Annotated in this window: 22 protein-coding genes and 2 tRNA genes; 10 read left to right on the top strand and 14 right to left on the bottom strand. The window is 58.0% G+C overall.

All coding sequences use genetic code 11. The annotated features are described in order from the left end of the window. The first annotated feature begins 46 nt into the window (after positions 1-46). From ESZ53_RS09720 to pknB, 8 genes are all read left to right on the top strand, one after another. Positions 47-766, top strand: a complete 720-nt coding sequence (locus ESZ53_RS09720; protein ID WP_246837283.1) for a M23 family metallopeptidase — start codon at positions 47-49, stop codon at positions 764-766. 80 nt (positions 767-846) lie between these two features. Then, on the top strand, positions 847-1563 hold the full coding sequence (locus tag ESZ53_RS09715; RefSeq protein WP_129072638.1) for a DUF3662 and FHA domain-containing protein: 717 nt from the start codon (positions 847-849) through the stop codon (positions 1561-1563). After that, entirely contained in the window at positions 1560-2081 is a 522-nt protein-coding gene (locus ESZ53_RS09710) for an FHA domain-containing protein (protein ID WP_129072637.1), read from the top strand. Before ESZ53_RS09715 ends, ESZ53_RS09710 begins: the two co-directional genes overlap by 4 nt. A 4-nt stretch (positions 2082-2085) precedes the next feature. Beyond that, complete coding sequence (locus tag ESZ53_RS09705) at positions 2086-3330, top strand: PP2C family serine/threonine-protein phosphatase (protein WP_129072636.1); 1245 nt, start codon at positions 2086-2088, stop codon at positions 3328-3330. Continuing rightward, positions 3314-4759 carry an FtsW/RodA/SpoVE family cell cycle protein gene (locus tag ESZ53_RS09700; RefSeq protein WP_129072635.1) on the top strand — a complete coding sequence of 482 codons (1446 nt, stop codon included), beginning with the start codon at positions 3314-3316 and terminating at the stop codon, positions 4757-4759. Before ESZ53_RS09705 ends, ESZ53_RS09700 begins: the two co-directional genes overlap by 17 nt. Further along, positions 4756-6210 carry a penicillin-binding protein 2 gene (locus ESZ53_RS09695; RefSeq protein WP_129072634.1) on the top strand — a complete coding sequence of 485 codons (1455 nt, stop codon included), beginning with the start codon at positions 4756-4758 and terminating at the stop codon, positions 6208-6210. Before ESZ53_RS09700 ends, ESZ53_RS09695 begins: the two co-directional genes overlap by 4 nt. After that, positions 6207-7901 (top strand): protein kinase, encoded by a 1695-nt coding sequence (locus ESZ53_RS09690; protein WP_129072633.1) that lies wholly within the window; start codon positions 6207-6209, stop codon positions 7899-7901. The genes ESZ53_RS09695 and ESZ53_RS09690 overlap by 4 nt, the downstream gene beginning before the upstream one ends. A 68-nt stretch (positions 7902-7969) precedes the next feature. After that, positions 7970-9697, top strand: coding sequence for a Stk1 family PASTA domain-containing Ser/Thr kinase (gene pknB / locus ESZ53_RS09685; protein ID WP_129072632.1), 1728 nt, complete (start codon positions 7970-7972; stop codon positions 9695-9697). Between the two features lie 28 nt (positions 9698-9725). Here pknB and ESZ53_RS09680 read toward each other — a convergent pair whose 3' ends face one another. Genes ESZ53_RS09680 through ESZ53_RS09675 form a run of 3 tightly spaced genes read right to left on the bottom strand, consistent with a single transcriptional unit; the run spans position 9726 to position 11289 of the window. Next, entirely contained in the window at positions 9726-10361 is a 636-nt protein-coding gene (locus ESZ53_RS09680; protein ID WP_129072631.1) for an aminodeoxychorismate/anthranilate synthase component II, read from the bottom strand. Then, positions 10358-10516 (bottom strand): hypothetical protein, encoded by a 159-nt coding sequence (locus ESZ53_RS14345; protein WP_168187218.1) that lies wholly within the window; start codon positions 10514-10516, stop codon positions 10358-10360. Before ESZ53_RS14345 ends, ESZ53_RS09680 begins: the two co-directional genes overlap by 4 nt. Then, on the bottom strand, positions 10516-11289 hold the full coding sequence (locus ESZ53_RS09675) for a class E sortase (protein WP_129072630.1): 774 nt from the start codon (positions 11287-11289) through the stop codon (positions 10516-10518). The genes ESZ53_RS14345 and ESZ53_RS09675 overlap by 1 nt, the downstream gene beginning before the upstream one ends. 81 nt (positions 11290-11370) lie before the next feature. Here ESZ53_RS09675 and ESZ53_RS09670 point away from each other — a divergent pair, with 81 nt between their 5' ends. Beyond that, positions 11371-11601: a cell division protein CrgA gene (locus tag ESZ53_RS09670; RefSeq protein WP_129072629.1), complete on the top strand. Its 231-nt coding sequence runs from the start codon at positions 11371-11373 to the stop codon at positions 11599-11601. A gap of 59 nt (positions 11602-11660) precedes the next feature. Here ESZ53_RS09670 and ESZ53_RS09665 read toward each other — a convergent pair whose 3' ends face one another. Together ESZ53_RS09665 and ESZ53_RS09660 are read right to left on the bottom strand one after the other, a co-directional pair. Continuing rightward, positions 11661-12269 carry a rhomboid family intramembrane serine protease gene (locus tag ESZ53_RS09665; RefSeq protein ID WP_307841919.1) on the bottom strand — a complete coding sequence of 203 codons (609 nt, stop codon included), beginning with the start codon at positions 12267-12269 and terminating at the stop codon, positions 11661-11663. Between the two features lie 230 nt (positions 12270-12499). Next, a complete protein-coding gene (locus ESZ53_RS09660) occupies positions 12500-13039 on the bottom strand; it encodes a peptidylprolyl isomerase (protein WP_129072627.1) in 540 nt (179 codons plus the stop codon). A 133-nt stretch (positions 13040-13172) separates the two neighbouring features. Here ESZ53_RS09660 and ESZ53_RS09655 point away from each other — a divergent pair, with 133 nt between their 5' ends. Next, positions 13173-13718, top strand: a complete 546-nt coding sequence (locus ESZ53_RS09655) for a hypothetical protein (protein ID WP_129072626.1) — start codon at positions 13173-13175, stop codon at positions 13716-13718. Positions 13719-14119: 401 nt separating this feature from the next. On the opposite strand, the gene ESZ53_RS09650 is transcribed toward ESZ53_RS09655, so the two are convergent. From ESZ53_RS09650 to dnaN, 9 genes are all read right to left on the bottom strand, one after another. Next, positions 14120-14192, bottom strand: a tRNA-Ala gene (locus ESZ53_RS09650). Between the two features lie 27 nt (positions 14193-14219). Then, a tRNA-Ile gene (locus ESZ53_RS09645) sits at positions 14220-14293 on the bottom strand. Between the two features lie 48 nt (positions 14294-14341). Further along, on the bottom strand, positions 14342-14752 hold the full coding sequence (locus ESZ53_RS09640) for a DUF3566 domain-containing protein (RefSeq protein WP_129072625.1): 411 nt from the start codon (positions 14750-14752) through the stop codon (positions 14342-14344). Then, the gene (gene gyrA / locus ESZ53_RS09635; protein ID WP_129072624.1) at positions 14745-17321 is read right to left on the bottom strand and encodes a DNA gyrase subunit A; all 2577 of its coding nucleotides are present in this window, start codon (positions 17319-17321) and stop codon (positions 14745-14747) included. The genes ESZ53_RS09640 and gyrA overlap by 8 nt, the downstream gene beginning before the upstream one ends. 59 nt (positions 17322-17380) lie before the next feature. Next, entirely contained in the window at positions 17381-19375 is a 1995-nt protein-coding gene (gene gyrB, locus ESZ53_RS09630) for a DNA topoisomerase (ATP-hydrolyzing) subunit B (RefSeq protein WP_129072623.1), read from the bottom strand. A gap of 166 nt (positions 19376-19541) precedes the next feature. After that, positions 19542-20042 carry a DUF721 domain-containing protein gene (locus ESZ53_RS09625; RefSeq protein WP_129072622.1) on the bottom strand — a complete coding sequence of 167 codons (501 nt, stop codon included), beginning with the start codon at positions 20040-20042 and terminating at the stop codon, positions 19542-19544. After that, on the bottom strand, positions 20035-21198 hold the full coding sequence (gene recF, locus ESZ53_RS09620) for a DNA replication/repair protein RecF (RefSeq protein WP_129072621.1): 1164 nt from the start codon (positions 21196-21198) through the stop codon (positions 20035-20037). Before recF ends, ESZ53_RS09625 begins: the two co-directional genes overlap by 8 nt. Before the next feature lie 11 nt (positions 21199-21209). Further along, positions 21210-22094, bottom strand: coding sequence for a phosphogluconate dehydrogenase (NAD(+)-dependent, decarboxylating) (gene gnd / locus ESZ53_RS09615; protein ID WP_129073577.1), 885 nt, complete (start codon positions 22092-22094; stop codon positions 21210-21212). A 15-nt stretch (positions 22095-22109) separates the two neighbouring features. Then, the gene (dnaN, locus tag ESZ53_RS09610; protein ID WP_129072620.1) at positions 22110-23255 is read right to left on the bottom strand and encodes a DNA polymerase III subunit beta; all 1146 of its coding nucleotides are present in this window, start codon (positions 23253-23255) and stop codon (positions 22110-22112) included. Positions 23256-23444: the final 189 nt, after the last annotated feature.

The raw sequence follows: 23444 nt of genomic DNA, 5'->3' as shown, positions 1-23444 counted from the left end.
CTGTCCAACCAGACAGAACACAGACCACACCCCTGGGGGTTACCGCGTGAAACGATTGCTGACACTCAGCGCAATCATGGCAGTTGTCGTGAGCGTGACTGTTCCAGCCGCAGCACACATGGAACCTTCGTCGCGCGACATCGAATCCACCGCTTCCGCAGCGTCGGCATCCGTCGTTTTGCAGCAGTCTGTTGCTGTCGCCACCACCGAGCCCGTTCAAAGCGTGCCGATCCAGTCCTTCGCCTCTTCGGTCGAAACAGAAATCAGTGCCGCAAAGCGCGACAAGCTGAGCATCAAAGAACCCGAGCCTGAGCCAGAGCCAGTCGTCGAGACCTACACCGCAGGGCCTTCAGGTTCGTTTGCCGGTAGCTACAGCGGTGAATTCGCTGGCTTCTTGGCCGTGTGGCCTGCCAATGCTCCTGTAAACGACGGATTCGGTTACCGCGACGGTGGAGAGTTCCACGGCGGCATCGACATCATGACCGGCAGCGGCGCAACGCTAGTCTCTGCCTCCCCCGGTGTTGTCACCGAAGTTACCTACGGCGGCGGCTGGGGCCAGTACGTCAAGGTGGACCACGGCAGCGGAGTTTCGACCCTGTACGCCCACATGATCGCCGGTTCGCAAATGGTCTCTCCTGGCCAGACCGTGTCAGCGGGAACACCTCTCGGGCTGAGCGGTTCCACCGGCTACGTCACTGTCGCCCACCTCCACTTCGAGACCTACGTCAATGGCACCCGCGTTGACCCCATGGGCCTTCTTCCCTAATAGCTCGACCCCGGGTAACGGGTTAGCTTCACACACCGGCTAACATCGACGTACTACACCGAGCCACTACGAGGAGAGCTTTGGGTCTTCTGGACAACTTTGAGCGAGGTCTCGAACGCGCAGTAAACGGCGCATTCGCAAAGACCTTCAAAAGTGGTCTGCAGCCCGTCGAAATCACCAGCGCCCTGCGCCGCGAACTCGACACGCAGGCCGCTGTTGTGTCGCGCGACCGCATCCTCGTGCCCAACAACTTCACCGTTCGCCTGAGCGATACCGACTACCAGCGAATGGCAGGGCTCGGCAGCACCTTGATTTCCGAGTTGACTGAACTCGTTCAACGGCATGCCACGGCTCAGCACTACTCCTTCTCCGGCGGTATCTCTATCGTTCTGGCGCCCGACGATTCCCTCAGCCAAGGCATGATCGAGGTCGACTCAATCAGCGTTAAGGGCACGGTTGCATGGACTCCGGTGGTCGACATCAACGGCACGCGTCACACTCTCGCCCACTCCCGCACCATCATCGGTCGCGGTAGCGAAGCCGACATCACGGTTGACGACAACGGGATTTCTCGCAAGCACGTAGAGATCCTCTGGGATGGTTCGCGCGCCGAAGTGAACGACCTGAACTCCACAAACGGGTCAAAATTGAACGGATCGCCAGTTTCTCGCGCACCACTCGCGCCGGAATCCGTGATTGATATCGGTCGAACCCGTATCGTGTTCCGTGTGCTTGCCCAATCTGCCGATGCCGACCAGTCCGCTGCTCGCCGCAATGACCGGGGGTTCCCCCTGTGAGTGAACTCACGCTTCTGCTGCTGCGCATCGCATTCCTCGCGATCATGTGGGGCTTCATCTTCGCGATCGTTTACGCACTGCGCTCCGATCTCTTTGGTGAGAAGGTGCGGCGGATGCCCGTGCAAAGCGCTGCCCAGGCACAACAAGCGCCCTCGACTCCGTCCACCCCGGTCGCCGCGCAAGCCACTCGACCGGTCCAGCCCGTCGCGGCGTCCGGAAACTCGCTCGATGCCACTCGGCTCGTGATCGTTTCTGGTTCGAAGGAGGGGCTCGAAATTGCGCTCCCCGAAGAGCAACTCACTATCGGTCGCTCAAGTGAGTCCGGGCTCGTCATCCGCGACGATTACACCTCAACCCATCACGCGCGCTTGCTGCGTTGGGCGGATAGCTGGGTTGTTCAAGATCTTGATTCCACCAACGGCACATTTCTGGCGGGCCAGCGCGTGAGCGTTCCGACGCCGATTCCGTTGAATACTGCCATCAAGATCGGCACTACTAGCTTCGAACTGCGGCGGTAACTGAATGGCCACGCCGGGCAACAGTGCTGCCGCATCCCATGTGGGCAAGGTTCGGGCTAACAACCAGGACAGCGCCTACGCCGGCAGCCATCTCTTCATCGTCGCTGACGGTATGGGAGGCCATGCGGGTGGCGATGTTGCTTCGGCGATCACGATCAAGCACGTTGTCGAGGCCGATCACAGTTTCGAGTCGGCTGACGACGCAGCTCAGGTGCTCCACGACACTCTCCTCGCCGCGAACGCGATACTTTCTGACACCGTAATCGAGCACAACGAGCTCACCGGCATGGGCACCACGGTGAGTGGAATGATCCGCGTTGGCAACAAGATGGCCATGGCGCATATCGGTGACTCGCGCATTTACCTGCTGCGTCAGGGCGAGATGACGCAGATGACGCACGACCACACGTTCGTGCAGCGACTGGTCGAAAGTGGCCGCATCACTCTCGAAGAGGCCGCCGTGCATCCGCGCCGTTCCGTTCTCATGCGCGTTCTCGGAGATGTCGACGCTTCGCCCGAAATCGACACCGAGGTCTTCGCCACCGAGCCAGGTGACCGCTGGTTGCTCTGCTCGGATGGCTTGAGCAGCTTCGTTACCGAAGACAAGATCGCCGCAACGCTGCGTCGCGTCACCGATCCGCGGGTTGCCACTGAACGACTCGTTCAAGCCAGCCTTGATCAAGGCGCCCCCGACAACGTCACCGTTGTTGTGGTGGATGTCGGCGATGACGACACGTCTTCTCACGAGCCACCCCTGATGGTCGGTTCCGCTGCTTCACCGCTGTCATTCGAGCCGACAGTCGCTAAGAAGCAGACGCGCTTGCCGAACCTTTTGCTGCATCCATTGAAGGCAACGCAGCCCGACGACAGCCACTTTGAGCCGGAATCTGACGAGTACTTCCAAGCGATTATTCGCGAAGACCGTCGTCGTGTTCGCCGCCGTCGCATCTCGTGGATCACGTTCATCACTCTCACGATCGCCGCGATCGTTGCCGGTCTGGTCCTTGGTTACCAGTACACCCAGCAGCAGTTGTACGTGGGCATCGAGGATGGCAACGTAGCGATTTACCAGGGTGTGCAGCAGGACATCGGCCCTATTTCGCTGTCTCATATCTATCAAGTCACTGATGTTCGAGTCGTCGATCTTCCGCTGTACCTGCGTGCCAGTGTCGAAAACACCATTAACGCGCGCGACCTCGCGGATGCCCGTCGCATTGTAGGAATGTTGTCTGATGCCCAAGTCCCCTAGCGCTGAGACCCGCGCCTCTGCCACGGCGGTCCCGCGGGCTATCACTGAAAACATCCGGCTTAAGCTCCGCGTGCCCGCACGGCTGCGCAACCTCGAATTGCTCTTGGTTATTGTGGCGATCGCGATCAATCTGGGGGCCATCGCACTCGTGCAGCTGGGCGCGCTCGGCAGCCTTGATTTCACCGTTCTCGCACTTTCCGGGGTGCTCGGTGCGTTGGTGTTCGCCATGCACATCACCCTGCGATTTACCGCTCGCGATGCGGATCCGCTGATCTTGCCCATCATTACCGTGCTGAACGGCATCGGTATCGCCATGATCTACCGTCTCGATATCGCCGATGAACTCACTGGTTGGAGCAGTGGAGGAGTTCGTCAGATCATCTGGACCGGTATCGCAATCGCGATTGCAATCGCGGTACTGCTCATCATCAAGAATCACCGCGTTCTTCAGCGTTATCGCTACATCGCAATGTTCAGCGGTATTGCGCTGCTTCTGCTCCCGCTCGCTCCCATCATCGGCGACACTCGGTTCGGCGCGCGCCTGTGGGTTCAAATCGGCCCTTTCTCTTTCCAGCCTGGCGAACTCGCCAAGATCGCCCTGGCAGTGTTCTTCGCGGGGTACCTGGTTTCAGCCCGCGATTCCTTGTCGATGGTCGGTCGCAAATTCATGGGGATGACGTTCCCCCGAGCTCGCGACCTCGGCCCGATCTTCGTTGTGTTTGTCGCCTCCATGTTGGTGTTGATTTTTCAACGCGACATGGGAACGGCGCTTCTCTACTTCGGTCTCTTCCTTGTGATGATCTACGTCGCAACAGGGCGTTCCAGTTGGATCCTCCTCGGTATGGCCATGTTCCTCGGCGGAGCGTTCGTCGCAAGTCGCTTCTTGACCTACATTTCCGGACGCATTGATGCATGGCTCAACCCCTTCGATCCAGCGGTGTACGACGCGACGGGCGGCAGCTATCAGCTCGTGCAGGGCCTGTTCGGGCTCGCGGATGGCGGGCTCATCGGTACCGGTCTTGGCCGGGGAAGTCCTGAGATCACGCCTCTCGCTGAGAGCGACTACATCATCTCCGCTCTCGGAGAAGAACTCGGCCTTATCGGCATCTTCGCAATTCTCGCGTTGTACCTTCTCTTTGTGTCTCGTGGATTCCGTATCGGCTTTGCCGGTCAAGATGATTTCGGCCGCCTCCTTGGTGTCGGTCTCGCTTTTGTGATCGCACTGCAGGTCTTTGTCGTCATCGGTGGCGTCACCCGCGTCATTCCGCTGACCGGACTCACCACTCCCTTCCTCGCTGCGGGTGGTTCATCGCTCGTTGCTAACTGGATTATTGCGGCCCTCCTGCTGCGCCTCTCCGACACGGTCCGACACCAACCACAGTTGGTCGTGGAACCGTCTATCGAAAACCGATTGGTGGTGGGACAGTGAACCGCGAACTCAAGCGTGTGAGCACCGTCGTGCTGCTCATGTTCGTGAGCTTGTTTATCTCGAGCTCCGTTATTCAAGTCGTCACCGCTGATCAGCTGCAGGCGGATGGCCGAAACGTCCGCACACTCTACGCAAGCTACTCAGCCGAACGTGGTCCGATCCTTGTCAATGGCGAACCTATTGCGTACTCCGAGCCGGTCGATGACGAATTCAAGTTCTTGCGGGTATACCCGAAGGGCGAGTTGTATGCGCCGATCACGGGATACCTCACCCTGAACCAAGGCAACACCGGACTCGAACACTCGCTCAACGACTACCTCAGTGGCTCGTCGAATGATCAGTTCTTCGACCAAGTGAACTCGATTCTTACGGGCCAGAACCCCACGGGCGCCGCGGTAGAACTGACTATCGATCCCGTTATCCAGCAAGCAGCATGGGACGCGCTTGGTGACCTCAAGGGAGCCGTCATCGCGATCAAGCCCAAGACGGGTGAGATCCTCGCGATGGTCTCGAAGCCTTCGTACGATCCCAACGAGTTGGCAGTTCACGACAGCGCCGAGGTCATCGACGCCTACACTCGCTTGTTGAACGACGCCGATGAGCCCTTCTATAACCGCACTCTCGCTGGGCCTCTCGACCCTCCGGGATCGACGTTCAAGCTTGTTGTCGCGGCAGCCGCTCTCGAAAGTGGCGACTACACCGCCGAAAGCACGTTCCCCAACCCCGCTTCGCTGCAATTGCCGGAGAGCACTTTCGAGATCAGCAACGCCGACTCTGGCACGTGCGGCTCGGGCAGCACAGCCACGATCGCCACGGCCATCCAATTGTCGTGCAACATTCCGTTCGCGCAATTAGGCGATGCTCTTGGTTCTAACGCGATTCGGGAACAGGCCGAAAGGTTCGGTTTCAACGAGAGCGTTTCTGTACCCCTCGTCTCGACCGAGAGTGTCTACCCCAGCGCGCTTGATCGTCCCCAAACGATGCTCTCCGCCTTCGGCCAGTCGAGCGTGCGCGCTTCCCCCTTGCAGATGGCGATGGTGTCGATGGCGATCGCCAACGGCGGCAACATCATGCAACCCAATCTTGTTGAGAGCGTCGTTTCGTCCGACCTCACAACCATCCAGTCCTTCGAACCAACGCTGTTCAATCAAGCAGTCAGTGCCGAAACAGCAGCATCCCTGACCCAGATGATGGTGAATGGAGTCGATAACGGTGCAGCGAACACGGCCGCGATCGATGGCGTTGAGGTCGCAGGAAAGACCGGTACAGCAGAGAACGGAGAAGGTGAGCCATACACACTATGGTTCACTGGATTCGCGCCGGCAAATGATCCAGAGGTTGTTGTGGCGGTAGTGGTTCAGGATGGTGGCGGACTAGGACAGTCCGGAACCTCCAGCGGGCTTTCCGCACCAATTGGGCGTCAAGTACTAGAGGCGGTGCTAAACAAATGAGACCGACTAGCGGACTCACTTTCGGCGGTAGATACCAGCTGTCCAGTCGCGTAGCGATCGGTGGCATGGGCGAGGTCTGGGAAGCAACCGACCTCGTGATCGGTCGAACGGTCGCGATTAAGATCCTCAAGGATGAATATCTGGGCGACCCCGGATTCCTCGAGCGCTTCCGTGCAGAAGCCCGCCATGCCGCCCTTGTGAATCACGAGGGCATAGCCAACGTCTTCGACTACGGCGAAGAGGATGGCAGCGCCTACCTCGTTATGGAGCTCGTACCCGGCGAAGCACTCAGCGCCATTCTCGAGCGCGAACGAGTACTCGATCCCGATCGCGTACTCGACATGGTCGCGCAGACAGCGGCCGCACTTCAAGCTGCTCACGCCGCAGGACTCGTTCATCGCGACATCAAGCCCGGTAACCTGCTCATCACGCCCGAAGGCCGCGTGAAGATCACTGACTTCGGTATTGCGCGCATCGCGGACCAAGTACCGCTCACAGCGACCGGCCAGGTCATGGGCACGGTGCAATACCTCTCGCCCGAGCAGGCCAGTGGTCACCCCGCCTCCCCCACCACCGACATCTATTCGCTCGGTATCGTCGCTTACGAAGCGTTGGCAGGGCGTCGTCCATTTACGGGCGAGTCTCAGGTGGCGATCGCCATGGCTCAGATCAACGAGACTCCGCCTGAGCTTCCGATCACCGTTGCAGAACCGGTTCGCAACCTTGTGTATGCCTGCTTGGCTAAGTCGCCAGGCGACCGCCCGTCATCCGCATCGCATCTTTCGCGTGCCGCCCAGTCGCTCCGTCGCGGAGACATCGCGGCTGCCGCGGCTGCCGTGCCCGGAATTATGGGCGACAACTCTCACGCGGCAACTGTTGGACTCAACTACGGCAACTCAACCCAAGCCACTCGAGTACTCAACACCGCTAGCGCACCCGGTGAAGCGCCCACTGCTGCAGAGATTGCCGCGGAATCGAAACCACGCAACCCATGGACGTGGCCGATCGTCGCGCTCATTTCCTTGCTCGCAGTTGTTCTGATCGGTGCGATTATCGCTCTACTCGCGAGCCCGGGAGAAGAAGAAGCCCCACCAACCAGCGCCTCACCAACTGTTTCGGTCGCTCCAGAGCCCGCCCCGTCGACGTCAGCACCGCCCACCAAGGTGTCTCTGACAGAAGACGAGCTGCTCAACCGCACACGAGACGCTGTTGAGCAGTTGCTAGAAGAAAAGGGTCTCTTGCTCGATGCTCAAACCGGGTCTGAGGCTCCAACGTCAAACGACGTCGGTCGCTCCTACTCGGCGGCACCGGTAGGAAACGTTGCGATCGGTGAAACGATCACCGTTCGTTTCTACGATGAGATTCCTGAGACGCCGACCGCTCCTCAGCCTCAAGCGAACCTGCTCGAACCTGCAGGCCCCTACAATCCCGGTGACACTGTCACTGTGAAGTGGAACACCTACAGCGACTGCCCCGCAGGGCATGCTCTGTCGTCGTATAACTTCCTCGTTCAGGGTGGGCCGAGCGCCGGGCCGTCCGAATACGACAAGGATGCCACGTCGTTCGACATCATTCTTGGCGAGGACTCAACTGTCGAGACAAAGATCTCCTACTCGGTCACGTGCGACGGTCTTGTCGCGTCGCCCATGTCGGAGCAAGTCATCGTTACGGTTACAGATCCCGCTCCGTAAGCAGTGATCGGCAAAGGCAACGGATACACTTATTCGGTACTGATTCAAACAAAAACAGGAGTTAACCAGTGAGCGAAGGCGTGGCACAGGGCGTACGCCAGCTCGCTGGTCGGTACCAAATCGGTGAGCTTCTCGGCCACGGTGGAATGGCTGATGTTCACCTCGGCGTCGACACTCGGCTGGGGCGGCGCGTAGCTATCAAGCTGCTCAAGCCGACCCTCGCTAACGATCCCGCGTTCCGAACCCGCTTTCGCCGTGAAGCTCACGACGCCGCGAAGATGGCGCATCCCACAATCGTGCGCATCTTCGACGCCGGTGAAGAGTCAGTAGTCGACCCCTCCGGGCACGAAACGCTCATCCCGTTCATCATCATGGAATACGTTGACGGGCGTCTGCTCAAAGACATCGTTGCCGAGGGCCCGCTTGCGCCCGAAGAAGCAGCCCGTATCGTTTCCCAAGTCCTCACCGCGCTCGAATACTCTCACCGTGCTGGCGTCGTGCACCGTGATATCAAGCCCGGCAACATCATGGTCACCACGGGTGGTCAAGTAAAGGTCATGGACTTCGGTATCGCCCGTGCCGTTTCCGACTCCGCCGCAACAATTGCTGAGTCGAGCGCAATCGTCGGGACCGCTCAGTATTTCTCTCCCGAACAAGCTCGCGGCGAGAGCGTGGATGCGCGTTCTGACCTGTACTCCACGGGCGTAGTCCTGTTCGAATTACTCACCGGAAAACCGCCGTTCAGCGGGGCAAACCCGGTTGCTGTGGCTTACAAGCACGTCAACTCCGAGCCGATCCCTCCCAGCACCATGGTTGCCGCAGTATCGCCGGCACTGGACGCTGTTGTGCTGCGCTCCCTCGCAAAAGATCGTTTCGACCGTTACCAAAGCGCGGCAGAGTTTCGCACCGACGTAGAGTCGGCCGCCGCCGGGTCAGTCCCCGAGCGCAAGCAACTCGCCGCTACCGACTTCAACAGCACGCTGTTCGGTGTCAACCCGAACATGACGGCCGGCAGCGACGCCACCTTCCGCCAACTTGCGGTAGACGAGAACGATCGCAGTCCTCGCACGCAAAACCGCCCTCCCGTCGCGTGGATCTGGGGCGGCATTGCTCTGATGGCGGTCATCATCGTCTCGGTTGTCGTGTGGGCGTTCACCCTCACCCCGGCTCAGCTCAGTGGTTCGACTGCCGTCGACGTACCCGATGTTGCGACGATGACCTATGAAGACGGGGCTGCGTTGCTGACGGAGCTCAATCTCGTTCCCAAACAGGTCAACCAGGCAAGCGAGACCGTGGATGAGGGAATTATCATCCGCACCGACCCCGGCCCTGGCCAGACCGTTCCTCTCGGACTCGAGATTCAGGTCGTCGTTTCTCTCGGCCGCACGCCCGTAACAGTGCCGAACGTGTCGAATATGCAGCAGGATGCCGCGATTGAACTGCTGGAATCCGCCGGCCTCGTCTACGGCTCAACCTCACAGGAGTATTCGCCCAGTTTGAAAAAGGGCACCGTAATCAGTTCAGATCCCCGTGGAGATGCCGAGCGTAATTCGGCCGGCGAGATCATCCGCGAGGGTGAGACTGTCAATCTGGTGGTCTCGAACGGTCTCGTGAAAATCCCGGATCTCGTGGGCACCGATTTAGGTGAAGCCAACAGCACGCTCACCGCGCTGCAATTGAGCGTGAGCGCGAATGCAAACTTCGGGTGCTCGGGTAACTCAGTCACCTACCAGTCAATCGTTGGCGACCAACCTCAGAAGTCCAACATCACCATCGAGTACTGCGCCGCCAACTAGCTGGTAGTTACTGGCTACTAACTAGTAGCTAGTTGTGAACGAGCGGCGTGAGGGTCTTGGCGAGCGCGGGGGCGTCCGGCAATCCTGCCTGCGATAGCCAGTTGCCGAGCATGAGGTAGCCGCCCTCGGTGAGTACTGACTCCGGGTGGAACTGCACGCCGTAGACGGGTTGGGTTGCGTGCTGCACTCCCATAATCACTCCACCGGGCGTGCGCGCCGTCACTACGAGCTCGTCAGGCACGGTGCCATCGACGATCGCCAGTGAGTGGTACCGAGTCGCCGTAAATGGTTGGGGAAGGTCACGGAAGATCACACTGTCGTCGTGATCGATCTGCGACGTCTTACCGTGCATCAGCTCATCGGCATGAGTCACGGTTGCACCGAGCGCTTCAGCGATTGCCTGATGTCCAAGACATACCCCAAACAGCGGTTTTCCGGTAGCAAGCGCTGCGTGCACAATGGGGATGCTCACGCCAGCGTCGGCGGGCGTGCCAGGGCCAGGCGAAAGCAGAACGGCGTCGTACTCAGCGATTCGAGCGGCAGCCTCATCCGCGTTGAAAGAATCGTTGCGCACAACATCCGTCGTAGCGCCGAGCTCGAGAAGATAGCCGTTGAGCGTGTAAACGAAACTGTCGTAGTTATCGACAACGAGAATGTGAGTCACTGTTGCACCGTCGCATCCAGAGGAGTGACAAGCGGCAACAACCACGGGAACACGAACGCAAACAGTACCGTGACGGCTACAGCCGCCATGATGAACAGGATCAGCACGCGGACCAGTGCTGGGCCTGGCAGTACGTTCCAGAGTGCTGCATACATTAGCCAGCTCCTTCGAGGTTTTGAGCGATCGCTGCGATTTCAGAGGGGGCGCCTTCTGAACGCGGGTACCAAGTGTCGTACACCGCATAGGCGATGATTCGTTCATCCGCGGTATGAATGGGGTTACAGCTCGTGAGCGTCATGATGCGATCACTTGCAACTGCACCGTCGAACTGGGGTACGGGGTTGAGTACTCCCACCCCAGATGCGGGCACGTATTCCAGCGAACGGAAAACGTAGCGGTACCAACCCGCCTCAGTCTCCACGTAGACGCTGTCTCCGAGTTGCAGCTTATTGATATCGAAGAACGGATCGCCCCACCCGGTTCGATGAGCGGCAACCGCAAAGTTGCCCACCTCTCCCGGCATCTGCGTTCCCGTGTAATGACCGACTCCGCGCGTGTTCAATACCTGTTCAAGGCTGACGCTCTCCGCTATCGGGCGGGTGTAGTCCGCGCCAAAGCGCGGAACGATGAGGGTGCCGAAGACCTGAGCTTCACCGGGTGCTTCGTCGACAACGGGCACCCCAGGATCTGCCCGCTCATCTGGGGCGAGCTTGACCGCTTCGCCCTTGTTCCATTCTTGGCTCAACTCAATAGCTTCGTCACGCTGGGTGTTGCTGACAAAGATGTTGTTGACCCAGGTCTGCCACACAAGAAACAGCAGCACAACTACGCCGGCCGTGATGAAGATTTCGCCGAGAACACCGATGAAAGAAACAGGGCGGCGGGCTTTCGCACTGCGCCGTGTGCGGCGGCCGTCTTCGAGAACCATAGGCGCAATTCTATCCGCAGTCTCCTCCGCGTTTCCGCGCGGCCGTTCGTCACTCAGGGCGTTCGCGCTAGAATCTCTCCCATGGCCCGTAATTCTGCAGAAAAGTCACCGTCGCGTCCCGCTGAGGATACTCCCAACGCGGTCTGGTTCAAGCCCGTCATGTTCGGCTTCATGCTGATCGGGCTTGCCTGGATCATCGTGTTTTACGTGAGCAACCAGCAGATGCCTGTTGCTTCGCTCGGCAGCTGGAACATTCTTGTTGGTTTCGGCATCCTCTTCATTGGATTTCTCATGACAACACGGTGGCGTTAGAAATTACACCCGTGTAGTTATACCCAGTGTTAATAAACCTGTGGATAACTTTTAGTCACTTATAGGACGAAGATTCGCACGAGCGTCAGGCTGATCAAAGCGGCGACGACGAGCGCGACAAGCGCGATCTCCGCGTTCGAAGACTTCTTATTGCGCTGCCGCAAAAAGACCAGAGCCAGCACGGCGCCGGTTATCAGTCCTCCGACGTGCGCTTGCCACGAGATGTTGAGCCCCGGGATAAAGCCGGCGACCAAGTTGACCACCAGAACGATGAGCAAAACCTTGTTGTTCACGCCCATACGACGCTGAATCACGAAGAACGCGGCGACGATTCCGAAAATGGCTCCGGATGCTCCCAGCACCACTGAACCGGGCGCCAACAGCAATACCGCCACCGACCCGCCTAACGCGCTCACCAGGTAGAGGGCAAGAAATCGAGCACGCCCCAGCGGTAGTTCCAGTGCACGCCCAAAAATGAAGAGTGTGAACATGTTGAAACCGATGTGGAAAACGCTGTTCGTGGAGTGCAAGAACGCCGAAGTGATCATGCGCCAGGGCTCAATGGCCGTCAGGGGCGGGTAATAAACGAGCGCTTGAGTAACACCAGTGCCTGGGATCAACTGCAGTAAGAAAATAGCAACGGTCAACGCCATAAGCGTGTACGTCACGACCGGCTTTCCCTGAGAGGCGCGGGAGGCTCGCACTAGAACTGGCTTACGCTTCGGCCCATTCGCACGGGCCTCTTTGATACATTCGGGGCAATGCACGCCCACAGCTGCCTGCGTTTGGCAGCTGGGGCATACAGTGCGCCCACATCGCTGGCAGAGAGTGAAACTTTGCCGGTCTGGATGCCGGTAGCAGTAATTACCGCTGGCATCCGGCGATGTGGTCACGAAGGTTAGACCTCGTCGATCGTGACGCTCTCGATAACAACGTCGGTGAGGGGCTTGTCGCTGCCGTCGGTGTCGACTGCCTCGATGGCGTCGACTACCTTGCGTGATTCGTCGTCTGCGACAGCACCGAATATGGTGTGCTTGCCCTGGAGCCAAGGTGTGGCGACCGTCGTAATGAAGAACTGTGAACCGTTGGTTCCCTTGCCACCGCGCGTACCAGCGTTTGCCATGGCGAGAATGTACGGAGCCGAGAAGTTGAGCTCGGGGTGGATTTCGTCGTCGAAGTTGTAGCCGGGGCCGCCGATGCCCTTACCTAGGGGATCTCCGCCCTGGAGCATGAACTGCTTGATGATGCGGTGGAAGATGACGCCATCGTAAAGAGGTGCGCTGGTCTTCTGGCCGGTGGCGGGGTGGGTCCATTCGATATCGCCCTTGGCGAGACCTACGAAGTTGGCAACGGTCTTCGGCGCGTGGTTGCCAAAGAGGTTGAGACGGATTTCTCCGAGGTTTGTCTTGATCGTGGCAACTGCGGTGTGTTGAGACATAGCGTCAATTCTTACATAGCGAACCTGAGCCTCGGATACTAGTTATTCAGCGTGCTCACAGGCAAAGCAGTGCGGACTTGGAACCCACCGTGGCAGTATGGAGTCACTGTTCGACCACCTTTGGAGGTTTCCCGTGGCACTAACTCGCAAACGCCGCAAAGAACTCAAGCGCTTGAAAGGTCAAGCCGAAGACCTGTGGCAAGACCAAAAGGAGCTGCTCGACCACGCTTCTGCCGTTGTACGAGAGGCGAGCCAACAGGCCGCTAACTACGCTCGTGAAGAAGTCAGCCCCAAAATTCACAACACGTTCGATGCCCGGGTAAAGCCCGTCGTATCGTCATCAGTCGCTGGCGCACGTTCAGCGGCCGAAAACACCAAATCGAAAATCAAGGGTGATGTGCTTCCGGCCGTCACCTCGGCGCTCGGCGCAGCTCTTGCGGCGCTCGAAGTCGCCAAAAACCAGCAGGTGCGGGATGCGTTCACTCGCGTCTCTGGCCTCGCAGTGTCTGCGGGCGAGAAAACCGGCCTCGTTAAGCCACAGCCGAAGTCAGCTGGATTTGGCCGCTACATCCTCATCGGTGTTGGCGTCGTTGCTGCTGTGGGCGTCGCGTACGCCGCCTGGCAGACGCTTCGCGCAGATGACGACCTGTGGATCGACGACGAAGCAGAGACAGCATAATTTCTCTCTGCTGCTCACCGCCTGCGGTGTAGCCACAACCTCTTAAACAGTTCTGGCCCGGTTCCTTCGAATCGGGCCAGAACTTTTTTCGTTAATCTCTGCAGCACGGCCGAGTGCGTACCGCGGCGTCAGGGTCATGGGCGAGGCGCCCTTGGGCCGCCAGGCGCTTTAAACGGAACCGGCGGGAATATGGGAGCCTTCGCCCCGGTTGGTCGCCTCAGTGGCGCTTGAGCCCGCAGAGAGTTCCCCAGCCACTGGTGTGAATGTCGTGGAACGATCCTCGCCTCGGTGGCGATGCCCTGAGTGCGATCTCGCTGCGTCGCTAACCAGCAATTACGCGAGCGTTCGAGTACGCAAAAACCCCGGCCAGTTAACTGGCCGGGGTTTTTGTTGTCGTGCTGTGGAGCCTAGGGGAATCGAACCCCTGACCTCCTGCTTGCAAAGCAGGCGCTCTACCAATTGAGCTAAGGCCCCAATAGGAACTTCTTGCAGAAATTCCAGTGGGGGTACGTGGACTTGAACCACGGACCTCTTCGTTATCAGCGAAGCGCTCTAACCGCCTGAGCTATACCCCCGTTGGGCAGATACGAGAGTATCGCATTCTGCCCGTTTGGCGTAATCGACTAGTTATTGGTGAAACCCACGAGGATTCCACCGGTCAGTCGAACGCTGAAGTTATAAAGCATACTCGCAATTGCACCGAGCGCCGTACCCACGAGAGTGTTCAAAAGTGCGATCACGATCGAGAACAATGCGACTTGCCCGAACCCGAACGAACTCGTGATTCGGAAGTCGGCTTCCTTCGAAAGGATGTCTCGGAAGATGTTGTCGATATCGCCGAAAATTCCGGTGGAGTTAAGAACAATCCACACCAGCATCGTCGCAACAACGAATACCACTCCGAGCGAAATTGCCACCAGGAATGAGAACTTTACGGCCGACCAGAAGTCGATGTACACCAGCTTGAGGCGAACCTGTTTCACTGATGTTTGGCGCTGCGACTTGCGCTGCAACTTCTCCGCGACACTACTCATCTACCGACTCGTCCTTCCCAGCAGGGGCATCTTCACTCGGAACACTATCGTCCCCAGCTTCAAGTTCTTTGTTGTCTAGATTTCGTTCGCTATTTCGCGCAATTGCGATGATCTTGTCTTCCGCTGCGAAACGAGCGAAAACGACGCCCATAGTGTCACGGCCCTTGGCCGGAACCTCAGCGACAGAAGAGCGTACCACCTTGCCACTGGCAAGAACCACAAGCACTTCATCCTCGTCCCCGACCATCAAAGCTCCCGCCAAATCGCCGCGAGATCCGTCGAGTTTGGCAACCTTGATACCCAAACCACCACGCCCCTGCACGCGGTACTGATCAGCGGCAGTTCGCTTCGCAAAGCCACCCTCAGTAACAACGAAGACGAAGCCACTCTCGGGAACAACGCTGGCGCTCAGCAGTTGGTCATCCTCGCGGAAGCTCATACCCATCACGCCGGAGGTTGATCGCCCCATGGGACGCAATGCTTCATCGGATGCCGTGAAGCGAATCGACATTCCCTTGCGCGAAACAAGCAACACATCGTCGGTGTTTTCCACGAGCATCGCCGAAACGAGTTCGTCGCCCTCACGCAGGTTCACGGCAATGATTCCGCCGCTGCGGTTGGTGTCGTATTCCGCCATGGCGGTCTTCTTCACGAGACCGTTTCGGGTAGCGAGAACCAAGTAAGTGGACTGCTCGTAATCGCGGATGTCGAGAATCTGAGCGATCTCTTCACCGGGCTGCAGCGCCAAGAAGTTGGCAACGTGCTGCCCCTTCGCGTCGCGGCCGCCCTCTTGTAGCTCGTAAGCCTTAGCGCGGTACACGCGACCGGTGTTGGTGAAGAACAGCAACCAGTGGTGAGTGGTGGTGACGAACAGGTGATCGACCACGTCATCCGCACGCAGCTGGGCACCCTTGACACCCTTGCCGCCGCGGTGCTGACTGCGGTAGTTGTCGCTGCGCGTGCGCTTGACGTAACCGCCGCGCGTGACAGTGACCACCATCTCCTCTTCGGGGATGAGATCTTCCATACTCATGTCGCCGTCGAAACCCATCATGATTTCGGTGCGGCGATCGTCGCCATACTTGGCGAGGAGTTCGGTCAGTTCTTCACTGACAATGTTGCTCTGACGTTCCTTGCTCGCGATGATCGCCTTGAAATCTACGATCTCGAGCTCGATGGCATCGTGCTCATCGATGATCTTCTGACGCTCAAGAGCGGCAAGCCGGCGAAGCTGCATGTCGAGAATGGCGCGAGCCTGAATCTCATCAATGTCGAGCAACTCGATGAGGCCGTTGCGGGCGTCTTCGACGGTGGGCGAACGACGGATGAGCGCGATGACCTCGTCGAGAGCATCCAGAGCCTTGAGATAACCACGCAAAATGTGGGCACGCTCTTCGGCCTTGCGCAGACGGAACTCGGTGCGGCGAACAATAACTTCGATCTGGTGGGTAGCCCACTCCGTGATGAAGCCGTCGATCGAGAGCGTGCGCGGGATGCCATCCACGATCGCGAGCATGTTCGCGCCGAAGTTTTCCTGCAGCTGCGTGTGCTTGTAGAGGTTGTTGAGAACAACCTTGGCAACGGCGTCGCGCTTGAGCACGATGACAAGGCGCTGGCCGGTGCGACCCGACGTCTCATCACGGATGTCGGCGATGCCGGCGAGCTTGCCATCCTTGACCAAGTCGGCAATTTTCAATGCCAGATTGTCGGGGTTGACTTGATACGGCAGCTCGGTGACGACGAGGCAGGTCCGACCCTGAAGCTCTTCGACGTTGACCACGGCGCGCATTGTGATCGATCCACGACCGGTGCGGTACGCATCCTGAATTCCCTTGACGCCCAAAATCTGGGCGCCAGTCGGAAAGTCTGGTCCCTTGATGCGCTGAATCAACGCCTCAACAAGTTCTTCCTTCGAAGCATCCGGGTTAGCGAGGTGCCAGAGGGCACCCTCCCCCACTTCGCGAAGGTTGTGCGGCGGAATGTTCGTGGCCATACCGACAGCGATACCGACCGAACCGTTGACAAGCAGGTTGGGGAACCGGCTCGGGAGAACCGTGGGTTCCTGCGTGCGACCGTCGTAGTTGTCTTGGAAGTCGACGGTGTCTTCTTCAATGTCCCGAACCATTTCCATGGCAAGTTGAGCCATCTTGGTTTCGGTATAACGGTGAGCAGCGGCGCCGTCGTTTCCGGGAGAACCGAAGTTTCCCTGGCCCAAAGCCAGCGGATAGCGGAGGCTCCACGGCTGGACCAGACGAACAAGAGCGTCGTAGACCGACGAGTCACCGTGCGGATGGAACTGCCCCATGACGTCACCGATGACACGGGTGCACTTGGAGAAGCCCTTGTCTGGGCGGTAGCCACCGTCGTACATCGCGTAAATCACGCGGCGGTGCACCGGCTTGAGGCCATCGCGCACTTCAGGAAGCGCACGACCCACGATGACGCTCATGGCGTAGTCGAGGTACGAGCGCTGCATCTCCAATTGAAGATCAACCTGGTTGATCTTGTCGTGACGGTCGTCTACGGGTGCGTCTTCGAAGGTTTTCTTCGGAGTTTCTTCGTCAGCCATTAAGTTTCAGTTCCAGTCTGTATCAGTCGCGAGTGCGGGCGCCGTGAGCTCGGTGAGAGCTAGATGTCCAAGAAGCGGACGTCTTTAGCGTTGCGCTGGATGAAGTTTCGGCGAGATTCAACGTCTTCGCCCATGAGAGTTGAGAAGGTTTCGTCGGCCGCGGCAGCGTCATCCAAGGTCACTTGAAGAAGCGTGCGAGTGGCGGGGTCCATGGTGGTTTCCCACAGTTCCTTGTAGTCCATCTCACCAAGACCCTTGTAGCGCTGGATGCCGTTGTCCTTGGGCATGCGCTTGCCTTCAGAGAGTCCCAATTCAGTCAGAGCGTCACGCTCGGCATCGCTGTAGACGTATTGGTGCTGGGCGTTGCTCCACTTGAGGCGGTATAGCGGTGGCTGGGCCAAGTAGACATAGCCCAAATCGATGAGCGGACGCATGTAGCGGAACAGTAACGTCAGGAGCAGCGTCGTGATGTGCTGGCCGTCGACGTCAGCATCGGCCATCAAAACGATCTTGTGGTACCGAGCCTTTTCGGGGTCGAAGTCTTCGCCGACACCCGCACCAAACGCGGTGATCATGGCCTGCACTTCAGCATTACCAAGAGCACGGTCAAGACGCGCCTTCTCCACGTTGAGGATCTTGCCTCGCAGCGGAAGAATCGCTTGGAACTCGGGGTTACGGCCCTGAACGGCGGAGCCGCCGGCCGAATCGCCCTCGACCATAAAGATCTCGGAGAGCGAAGGATCCTTGCTCGAGCAGTCCCGCAGCTTTCCAGGCATTCCGCTCGATTCGAGCAGTCCCTTTCGACGAGTCTGTTCGCGCGCCTTACGGGCAGCGAGTCGTGCTTGCGAGGCCTGGATGGCCTTGCGGATAACGTCGCGGGCCTGCGTGGGGTTGCGATCGAACCAATCACCGAGCTGCTGGCCGGCGATGCGCTGAACGAATGCCTTTGCTTCGGTGTTGCCCAGCTTGGTCTTGGTCTGGCCCTCGAATTGAGGTTCACCGAGCTTGATCGAGATGACCGCAGTCAGTCCTTCACGAACATCGTCACCGGAAAGGTTTTCGTCCTTTTCCTTGATGATGTTTTTCTCGCGAGCGTAACGGTTCACCAGAGTAGTGAGCGCAGCGCGGAAACCCTCTTCGTGTGTTCCACCTTCGTGAGTGTTAATGGTGTTGGCGTAGGTGTGAACGCTTTCGGAATATCCAGCCGTCCACTGCATCGCGACTTCAAGCGAGATGCGCTTCTCGGTATCTTCGGATTCAAACGCGATGACATCCGGATGAATGAGCTCGTTCTTCTTGGTCTTGTTCAGGTACTCGACATAGTCAACAAGGCCACGCTCGTACATGTAGCTCTCGACGACTTCTTCTTCGCCGCGCTCATCAGTGATCGTGATGCGCAGTCCCTTATTAAGGAAGGCCATCTGCTGGAAGCGGGCGCGAAGCGTCTCAAAATCGAATTCAACTGTTTCGAACGTCTCTTTGCTCGGCCAGAAAGTCTGCTGGGTTCCGGTCTGGTCAGAACTTTCGCCCTGTTTTAGGGGGCCGGTGGGAACACCGTTTTTAAAGCTCATACGCCACACGTACCCCTGGCGGTGAACTTCCGTATCCACTTCTTCAGAGAGCGCGTTGACGACAGAAATACCTACACCGTGAAGTCCACCCGATACGGCGTAGCCGCCACCACCGAATTTTCCACCAGCGTGCAGGATCGTCATGACTACTTCGACAGTCGACTTCTGCTCTTGCTGGTTCAGATCGACCGGGATACCGCGACCGTTGTCTCGCACGCGCACGGAACCGTCCTTGCGGATCCACACACCAATAGTGTCGCAGTAGCCAGCCAGCGATTCATCAACAGAGTTGTCGACGACTTCGTACACCAAGTGGTGCAAACCGCGGGGACCAGTGGAACCGATGTACATACCGGGGCGCTTACGCACAGCTTCAAGACCCTCAAGGATCTGAATCTGATCGGCGCCATAGCTATCAGCGGCAACATGACCGTTGGCAATGATGTGGCTCTCGGGCACGTCGTTTTCGGGCGTCGATGTCATCTGAAGTTAGGCTCCTGCCGCTAGTTCATGCTCGCCATTCAGAGCGGATATCTCTCTCAAGAGGTGCGTCCGACGGCTCTTGAGATTCTAACAAATTCCGAGCGGCCGCGGCGCTCAAATCGCGTTCTACGGGAGTTTCTTTAGTAGCGTGACCCATTTTGTCTCCCTAACCGTAAGTATCGCGCGGGCCCCTACCTGGAATTGATCTGGGGCCTCTTTTCCACGAAGGGGCGTTGGGGCCTTCAAAGCGCACAGTTTCCACACCCGCTTCTGGATGCTGTTGAGCAATCGTCGTCGTGATGTGGCCACGCATGAGACGCAGCTGTGTCGCCCACGCTGTCGAATCGCAGCGGATGGTGAGCACACCTTCTTCGATTCCGACCGGCTCAGAGTGTTCCGCAGTCTCGGCTCCCACGATCGTGGTCCACGCCAAAATGAGCTCGGAGCGAGCGAGTGGTGACTTCCACCCCATATTCGAGGTGAGGCTATCCATCACATCGCCCAATCCGTGCGGATCGCGGCCCGGAGCGAAGGGCACACTGGTTCCTGGCTCCTTCTTATTACGCTTTCGCGCCATATAAGAACGTTTCGTGGCATCCCCAAAAATGTCCCGAAATCGCAGATACACCGCGACGTGTTCGTCCACATTGGGATCTCGATCATTCACCGGCAATTACTTCCCCCGCTTGGATGCGCACCACATTCGCTGCAAGTTCTTTCGGAACATCACCGAAAACAGCGGCCGTAATCAACACTTGTTCGAATCCGGAGATCGAACTAGCTAAGCGTTCGCGGCGTGATTGGTCGAGTTCAGCGAACACGTCATCCAGAATCAGCACGGGGTCGCCCGCCGATGATTCTCGACGTAATAGTTCGGCGGATGCCAGTTTCAGGGCGAGAGCGAAGGACCAGGATTCACCATGGCTCGCATAGCCACGTGCCGGCAAACCATTGAGCCCGAAGATGAGGTCATCACGGTGGGGTCCGACCAGTGTGATCGCACGATCGCGTTCTGCTTTTCGCACCGAGGAGAGGGCTGCAGTGAAAGCTGTTGTCGCGTCAGCGACCGAAATAATTTCGCCGACAGCGTTGGTAGCCACAGCGTTGTCCGGGTCGTCCTGTCGCGAGATGATGCTCAAAGAATTGGCAAGCGATGCACCGTGATCGGCCCCGACGATGCGTTCATATGCGCTGGCGACTTCAGGACTCAAATCCGCAATAAGGGCGCTGCGAGCACTGATGATCTCTGAGCCGAAGGCGACGAGTCGTTCATCCCACACATCAAGGGTGCTCAACTGCGTGTCGCGAACCCCGGATGCCCGGGCAGATTTAAGCAGCATGTTGCGCTGTTTTACGACGCGCTCGTAGTCGCTCATCACTCCGCTAAAGCGCGGCGATCGCAATATAAGCAAATCATCGATGAATCTGCGGCGGCCAGAAGGTTCTCCGCGCACAAGAGCGAGATCCTCGGGCGCGAACAACACACTGGAAAAATATCGCGGAAGTTCGCGGGTACGGATGACCGAGCGATTGATCTGGGCGCGGTTAGCCCCAGAGCGGTTAATTTGAACCTCCGCCAAAAACTTGCGGTCGTTATGCTCGAGGCGCACCCGCACAATGGCTGCATCCATCGCTTGTCTCACCATCGCGTGATCAGTGGAGACTCGATGCGAGCCAAGGGTGCTCAAAAATCCAAGCGCCTCGACCAGATTCGTCTTGCCTTGGCCATTCGATCCGACGATGAGAGTCGGCCCTGCACCAAGCTCGAGGGTGAGCTCTTTATAGTTGCGAAAATCTTTGAGTTCGACGTGAGTTACGCGCATTGGTGCGGAGCTTAGCTCTTACGGACGCTATGCCCGCCGAACTGATTGCGGAGAGCTGCGACCGCCTTCATGGACGGCGAATCTTCTTGACGAGAGACAAAGCGCGCGAAGATTGCTGCGCTAATAGTGGGAACAGCGACCGCCTGGTTCAGCGCTTCGTGCACTGTCCATCGACCCTCCCCCGAATCTTCGACGTAGCCGGAGATGTCGGCGAAGTCGGGGTCTTCCTCTAGCGCTTTTACGAGAAGTTCAAGCAACCATGAACGGACAACTGTTCCGCGTTGCCATGCCTTAAAAGTTCCAGGGACGTTGTCGATGAGGTCTTTGCGGCTATCGAGCAGTTCAAAGCCCTCGGCCCACGCCTGCATCAGCGCATACTCGATGCCGTTGTGCACCATTTTGGCGTAATGCCCGGCACCAACCGGACCGGCGTGAACGAAGCCCTCGTCACGCGGACCTTCTGGACGAAGAGCATCGAAGATCGGCATTGCCCGCTCGATATCGGCCTTTTCGCCGCCGGCCATGAGACCGTAGCCGTTTTCTAGGCCCCAAATTCCGCCGGAAACCCCTACATCTACAAAAGAAAGTTTCAGTTCGGCCAGTTGATCGCGGTGTAACTGGTCGTCGGTGAAGCGGGTATTCCCACCGTCAATAACGAGATCGCCCGGCTCAAGAAGGGTCGCGACATCTGTAATTACGGAATCAGTAATGGGACCGGATGGAACCATGACCCATACGATGCGCGGGGTCGGCAGCGCATCCACTAGATCTGAAAGCGTAGCTACATCGGAGACCTCGGCGTTCGGATCGAATCCGGTGACTGTGAGACCGGCAGTGCGCATGCGTTCCCGCATGTTTCCGCCCATTTTTCCGAGGCCGATGATCCCAAGGTGCATGGTGTCTGCCATGGCCTATCGCAACAACAGGTTCGGCTGGAGAAGGTACTTGTAATTGTCGCTACCAGGTTGGTCTTTCGACGACTGGCTAGTAATCAACACTGGTCCGGGCTTATTCGGATTTTCAGTTTTGGTGAACGAGATGCGCACGAACTCGGAGTGCACTGAGCTCAAACCGTCAATAAGGAACTGCGGCTTGAGCGATACGACGGTGTCGTCCCCGGTCAAGAACGCATCGATGGTCTCCGAAGCTTGTGCTTGCTCAGATCCGATCGCCTCGAGAGTGACTCCCTCTTCAGTGAAGGTGAAGCGAAGAGCTGCTTCTCTTTCCAGCACGAGCGAAACTCGACGGACAGCCTCGATCAATTCGCCCGTGTTCATGACGGCGAAGTTATCCACAGTCTCGGGAAAAAGTCGGCGAACCGGTGGAAAGTTGCCCTTGATCAGCAACGAGGTGACGGTTTTCTTGTCCGACCGAAAAGCAATCAGCTCTCGCTCGTCAGTGCTCGTGATCGCTACGGAAATTTCGCCACTGTTGCCGAAAGTTTTTCCGACCTCCATCAGGGTCTTAGCCGGAACAAGGGCGGTGGCTGATTCGACACCAGACGAACCGGCGTCCCACTCAATATCCCGAACGGCAACACGGTAACGGTCCGTCGCTACGAGCGAAATATTGTTTTGGGAAACTTCGAGCTGAACACCGGTGATAACGGGAGTCACATCATCCCGTGACGCCGCAACAGCAACTTGTGAGATTGCGGCCGAGAATACGTCAGCCTTCAGCGTTCCGACCTTGTCGGAAATTTCCGGAAGGCTCGGGTACTCCTCGACAGGCATGCTCGACAACGTGAAGTGGCCAGTGCCGCAAGCAACGATGATTTTGTTTTCTTCAGTGCTAAAACGCACCGGAGCATTGGGGAGTCTGCTTGCGATGTCCGCGAGAAGCTTGCCTGAAACAAGGATGCGCCCAGGCTCTTCAACTTCAGCAACGATTTGTGTTCGAGCTGAAACCTCGTAGTCAAACGACGACAACGTTAGACCCTCAGCGGTGGCTTCGATCAACACACCACTCAAAATGGGCAGCGTGGTGCGCTGCGGCAGCAGTTTTACCGCAAACGAAACCGCCTCGCTGAAGACGTCACGATTGACCTGAAACTTCATGAACTACCCCTAACCGGATGACGCTCTGGCCGTTAATACTGGCACAGCCAATCCACTTGCGAACTACAGGTTATTTGGGATTCAAATTTCATTCTTTAAAGGTCACACTCTTAACCGCTGTGGATTGTGTGTATAACTCTGCGATTTTCTTGTAATTACTGGAAACTACATCCGTGTGACTTGTTGAGG

Source organism: Salinibacterium sp. UTAS2018, from assembly GCF_004118935.1.
In the GTDB taxonomy this organism is placed as follows: domain Bacteria; phylum Actinomycetota; class Actinomycetes; order Actinomycetales; family Microbacteriaceae; genus Rhodoglobus.
The sequence above is the reverse complement of the archived record's forward strand: the minus strand, read 5'-3'. Positions and strand labels throughout refer to the sequence as shown.

What these genes read in the sequence shown, in the direction of transcription:
- ESZ53_RS09705 (WP_129072636.1), top strand. Translation starts at nt 2,086, where the DNA reads ATGGCCACGCCGGGCAACAGTGCTGCCGCATCCCATGTGGGCAAGGTT.
- ESZ53_RS09700 (WP_129072635.1), top strand. Translation starts at nt 3,314, where the DNA reads ATGCCCAAGTCCCCTAGCGCTGAGACCCGCGCCTCTGCCACGGCGGTC.
- ESZ53_RS09690 (WP_129072633.1), top strand. Translation starts at nt 6,207, where the DNA reads ATGAGACCGACTAGCGGACTCACTTTCGGCGGTAGATACCAGCTGTCC.
- ESZ53_RS14345 (WP_168187218.1), bottom strand. Translation starts at nt 10,516, where the DNA reads ATGTATGCAGCACTCTGGAACGTACTGCCAGGCCCAGCACTGGTCCGC.
- ESZ53_RS09675 (WP_129072630.1), bottom strand. Translation starts at nt 11,289, where the DNA reads ATGGTTCTCGAAGACGGCCGCCGCACACGGCGCAGTGCGAAAGCCCGC.
- ESZ53_RS09670 (WP_129072629.1), top strand. Translation starts at nt 11,371, where the DNA reads ATGGCCCGTAATTCTGCAGAAAAGTCACCGTCGCGTCCCGCTGAGGAT.
- ESZ53_RS09660 (WP_129072627.1), bottom strand. Translation starts at nt 13,039, where the DNA reads ATGTCTCAACACACCGCAGTTGCCACGATCAAGACAAACCTCGGAGAA.
- ESZ53_RS09640 (WP_129072625.1), bottom strand. Translation starts at nt 14,752, where the DNA reads ATGAGTAGTGTCGCGGAGAAGTTGCAGCGCAAGTCGCAGCGCCAAACA.
- gyrA (WP_129072624.1), bottom strand. Translation starts at nt 17,321, where the DNA reads ATGGCTGACGAAGAAACTCCGAAGAAAACCTTCGAAGACGCACCCGTA.
- gyrB (WP_129072623.1), bottom strand. Translation starts at nt 19,375, where the DNA reads ATGACATCGACGCCCGAAAACGACGTGCCCGAGAGCCACATCATTGCC.
- recF (WP_129072621.1), bottom strand. Translation starts at nt 21,198, where the DNA reads ATGCGCGTAACTCACGTCGAACTCAAAGATTTTCGCAACTATAAAGAG.
- gnd (WP_129073577.1), bottom strand. Translation starts at nt 22,094, where the DNA reads ATGCACCTTGGGATCATCGGCCTCGGAAAAATGGGCGGAAACATGCGG.
- dnaN (WP_129072620.1), bottom strand. Translation starts at nt 23,255, where the DNA reads ATGAAGTTTCAGGTCAATCGTGACGTCTTCAGCGAGGCGGTTTCGTTT.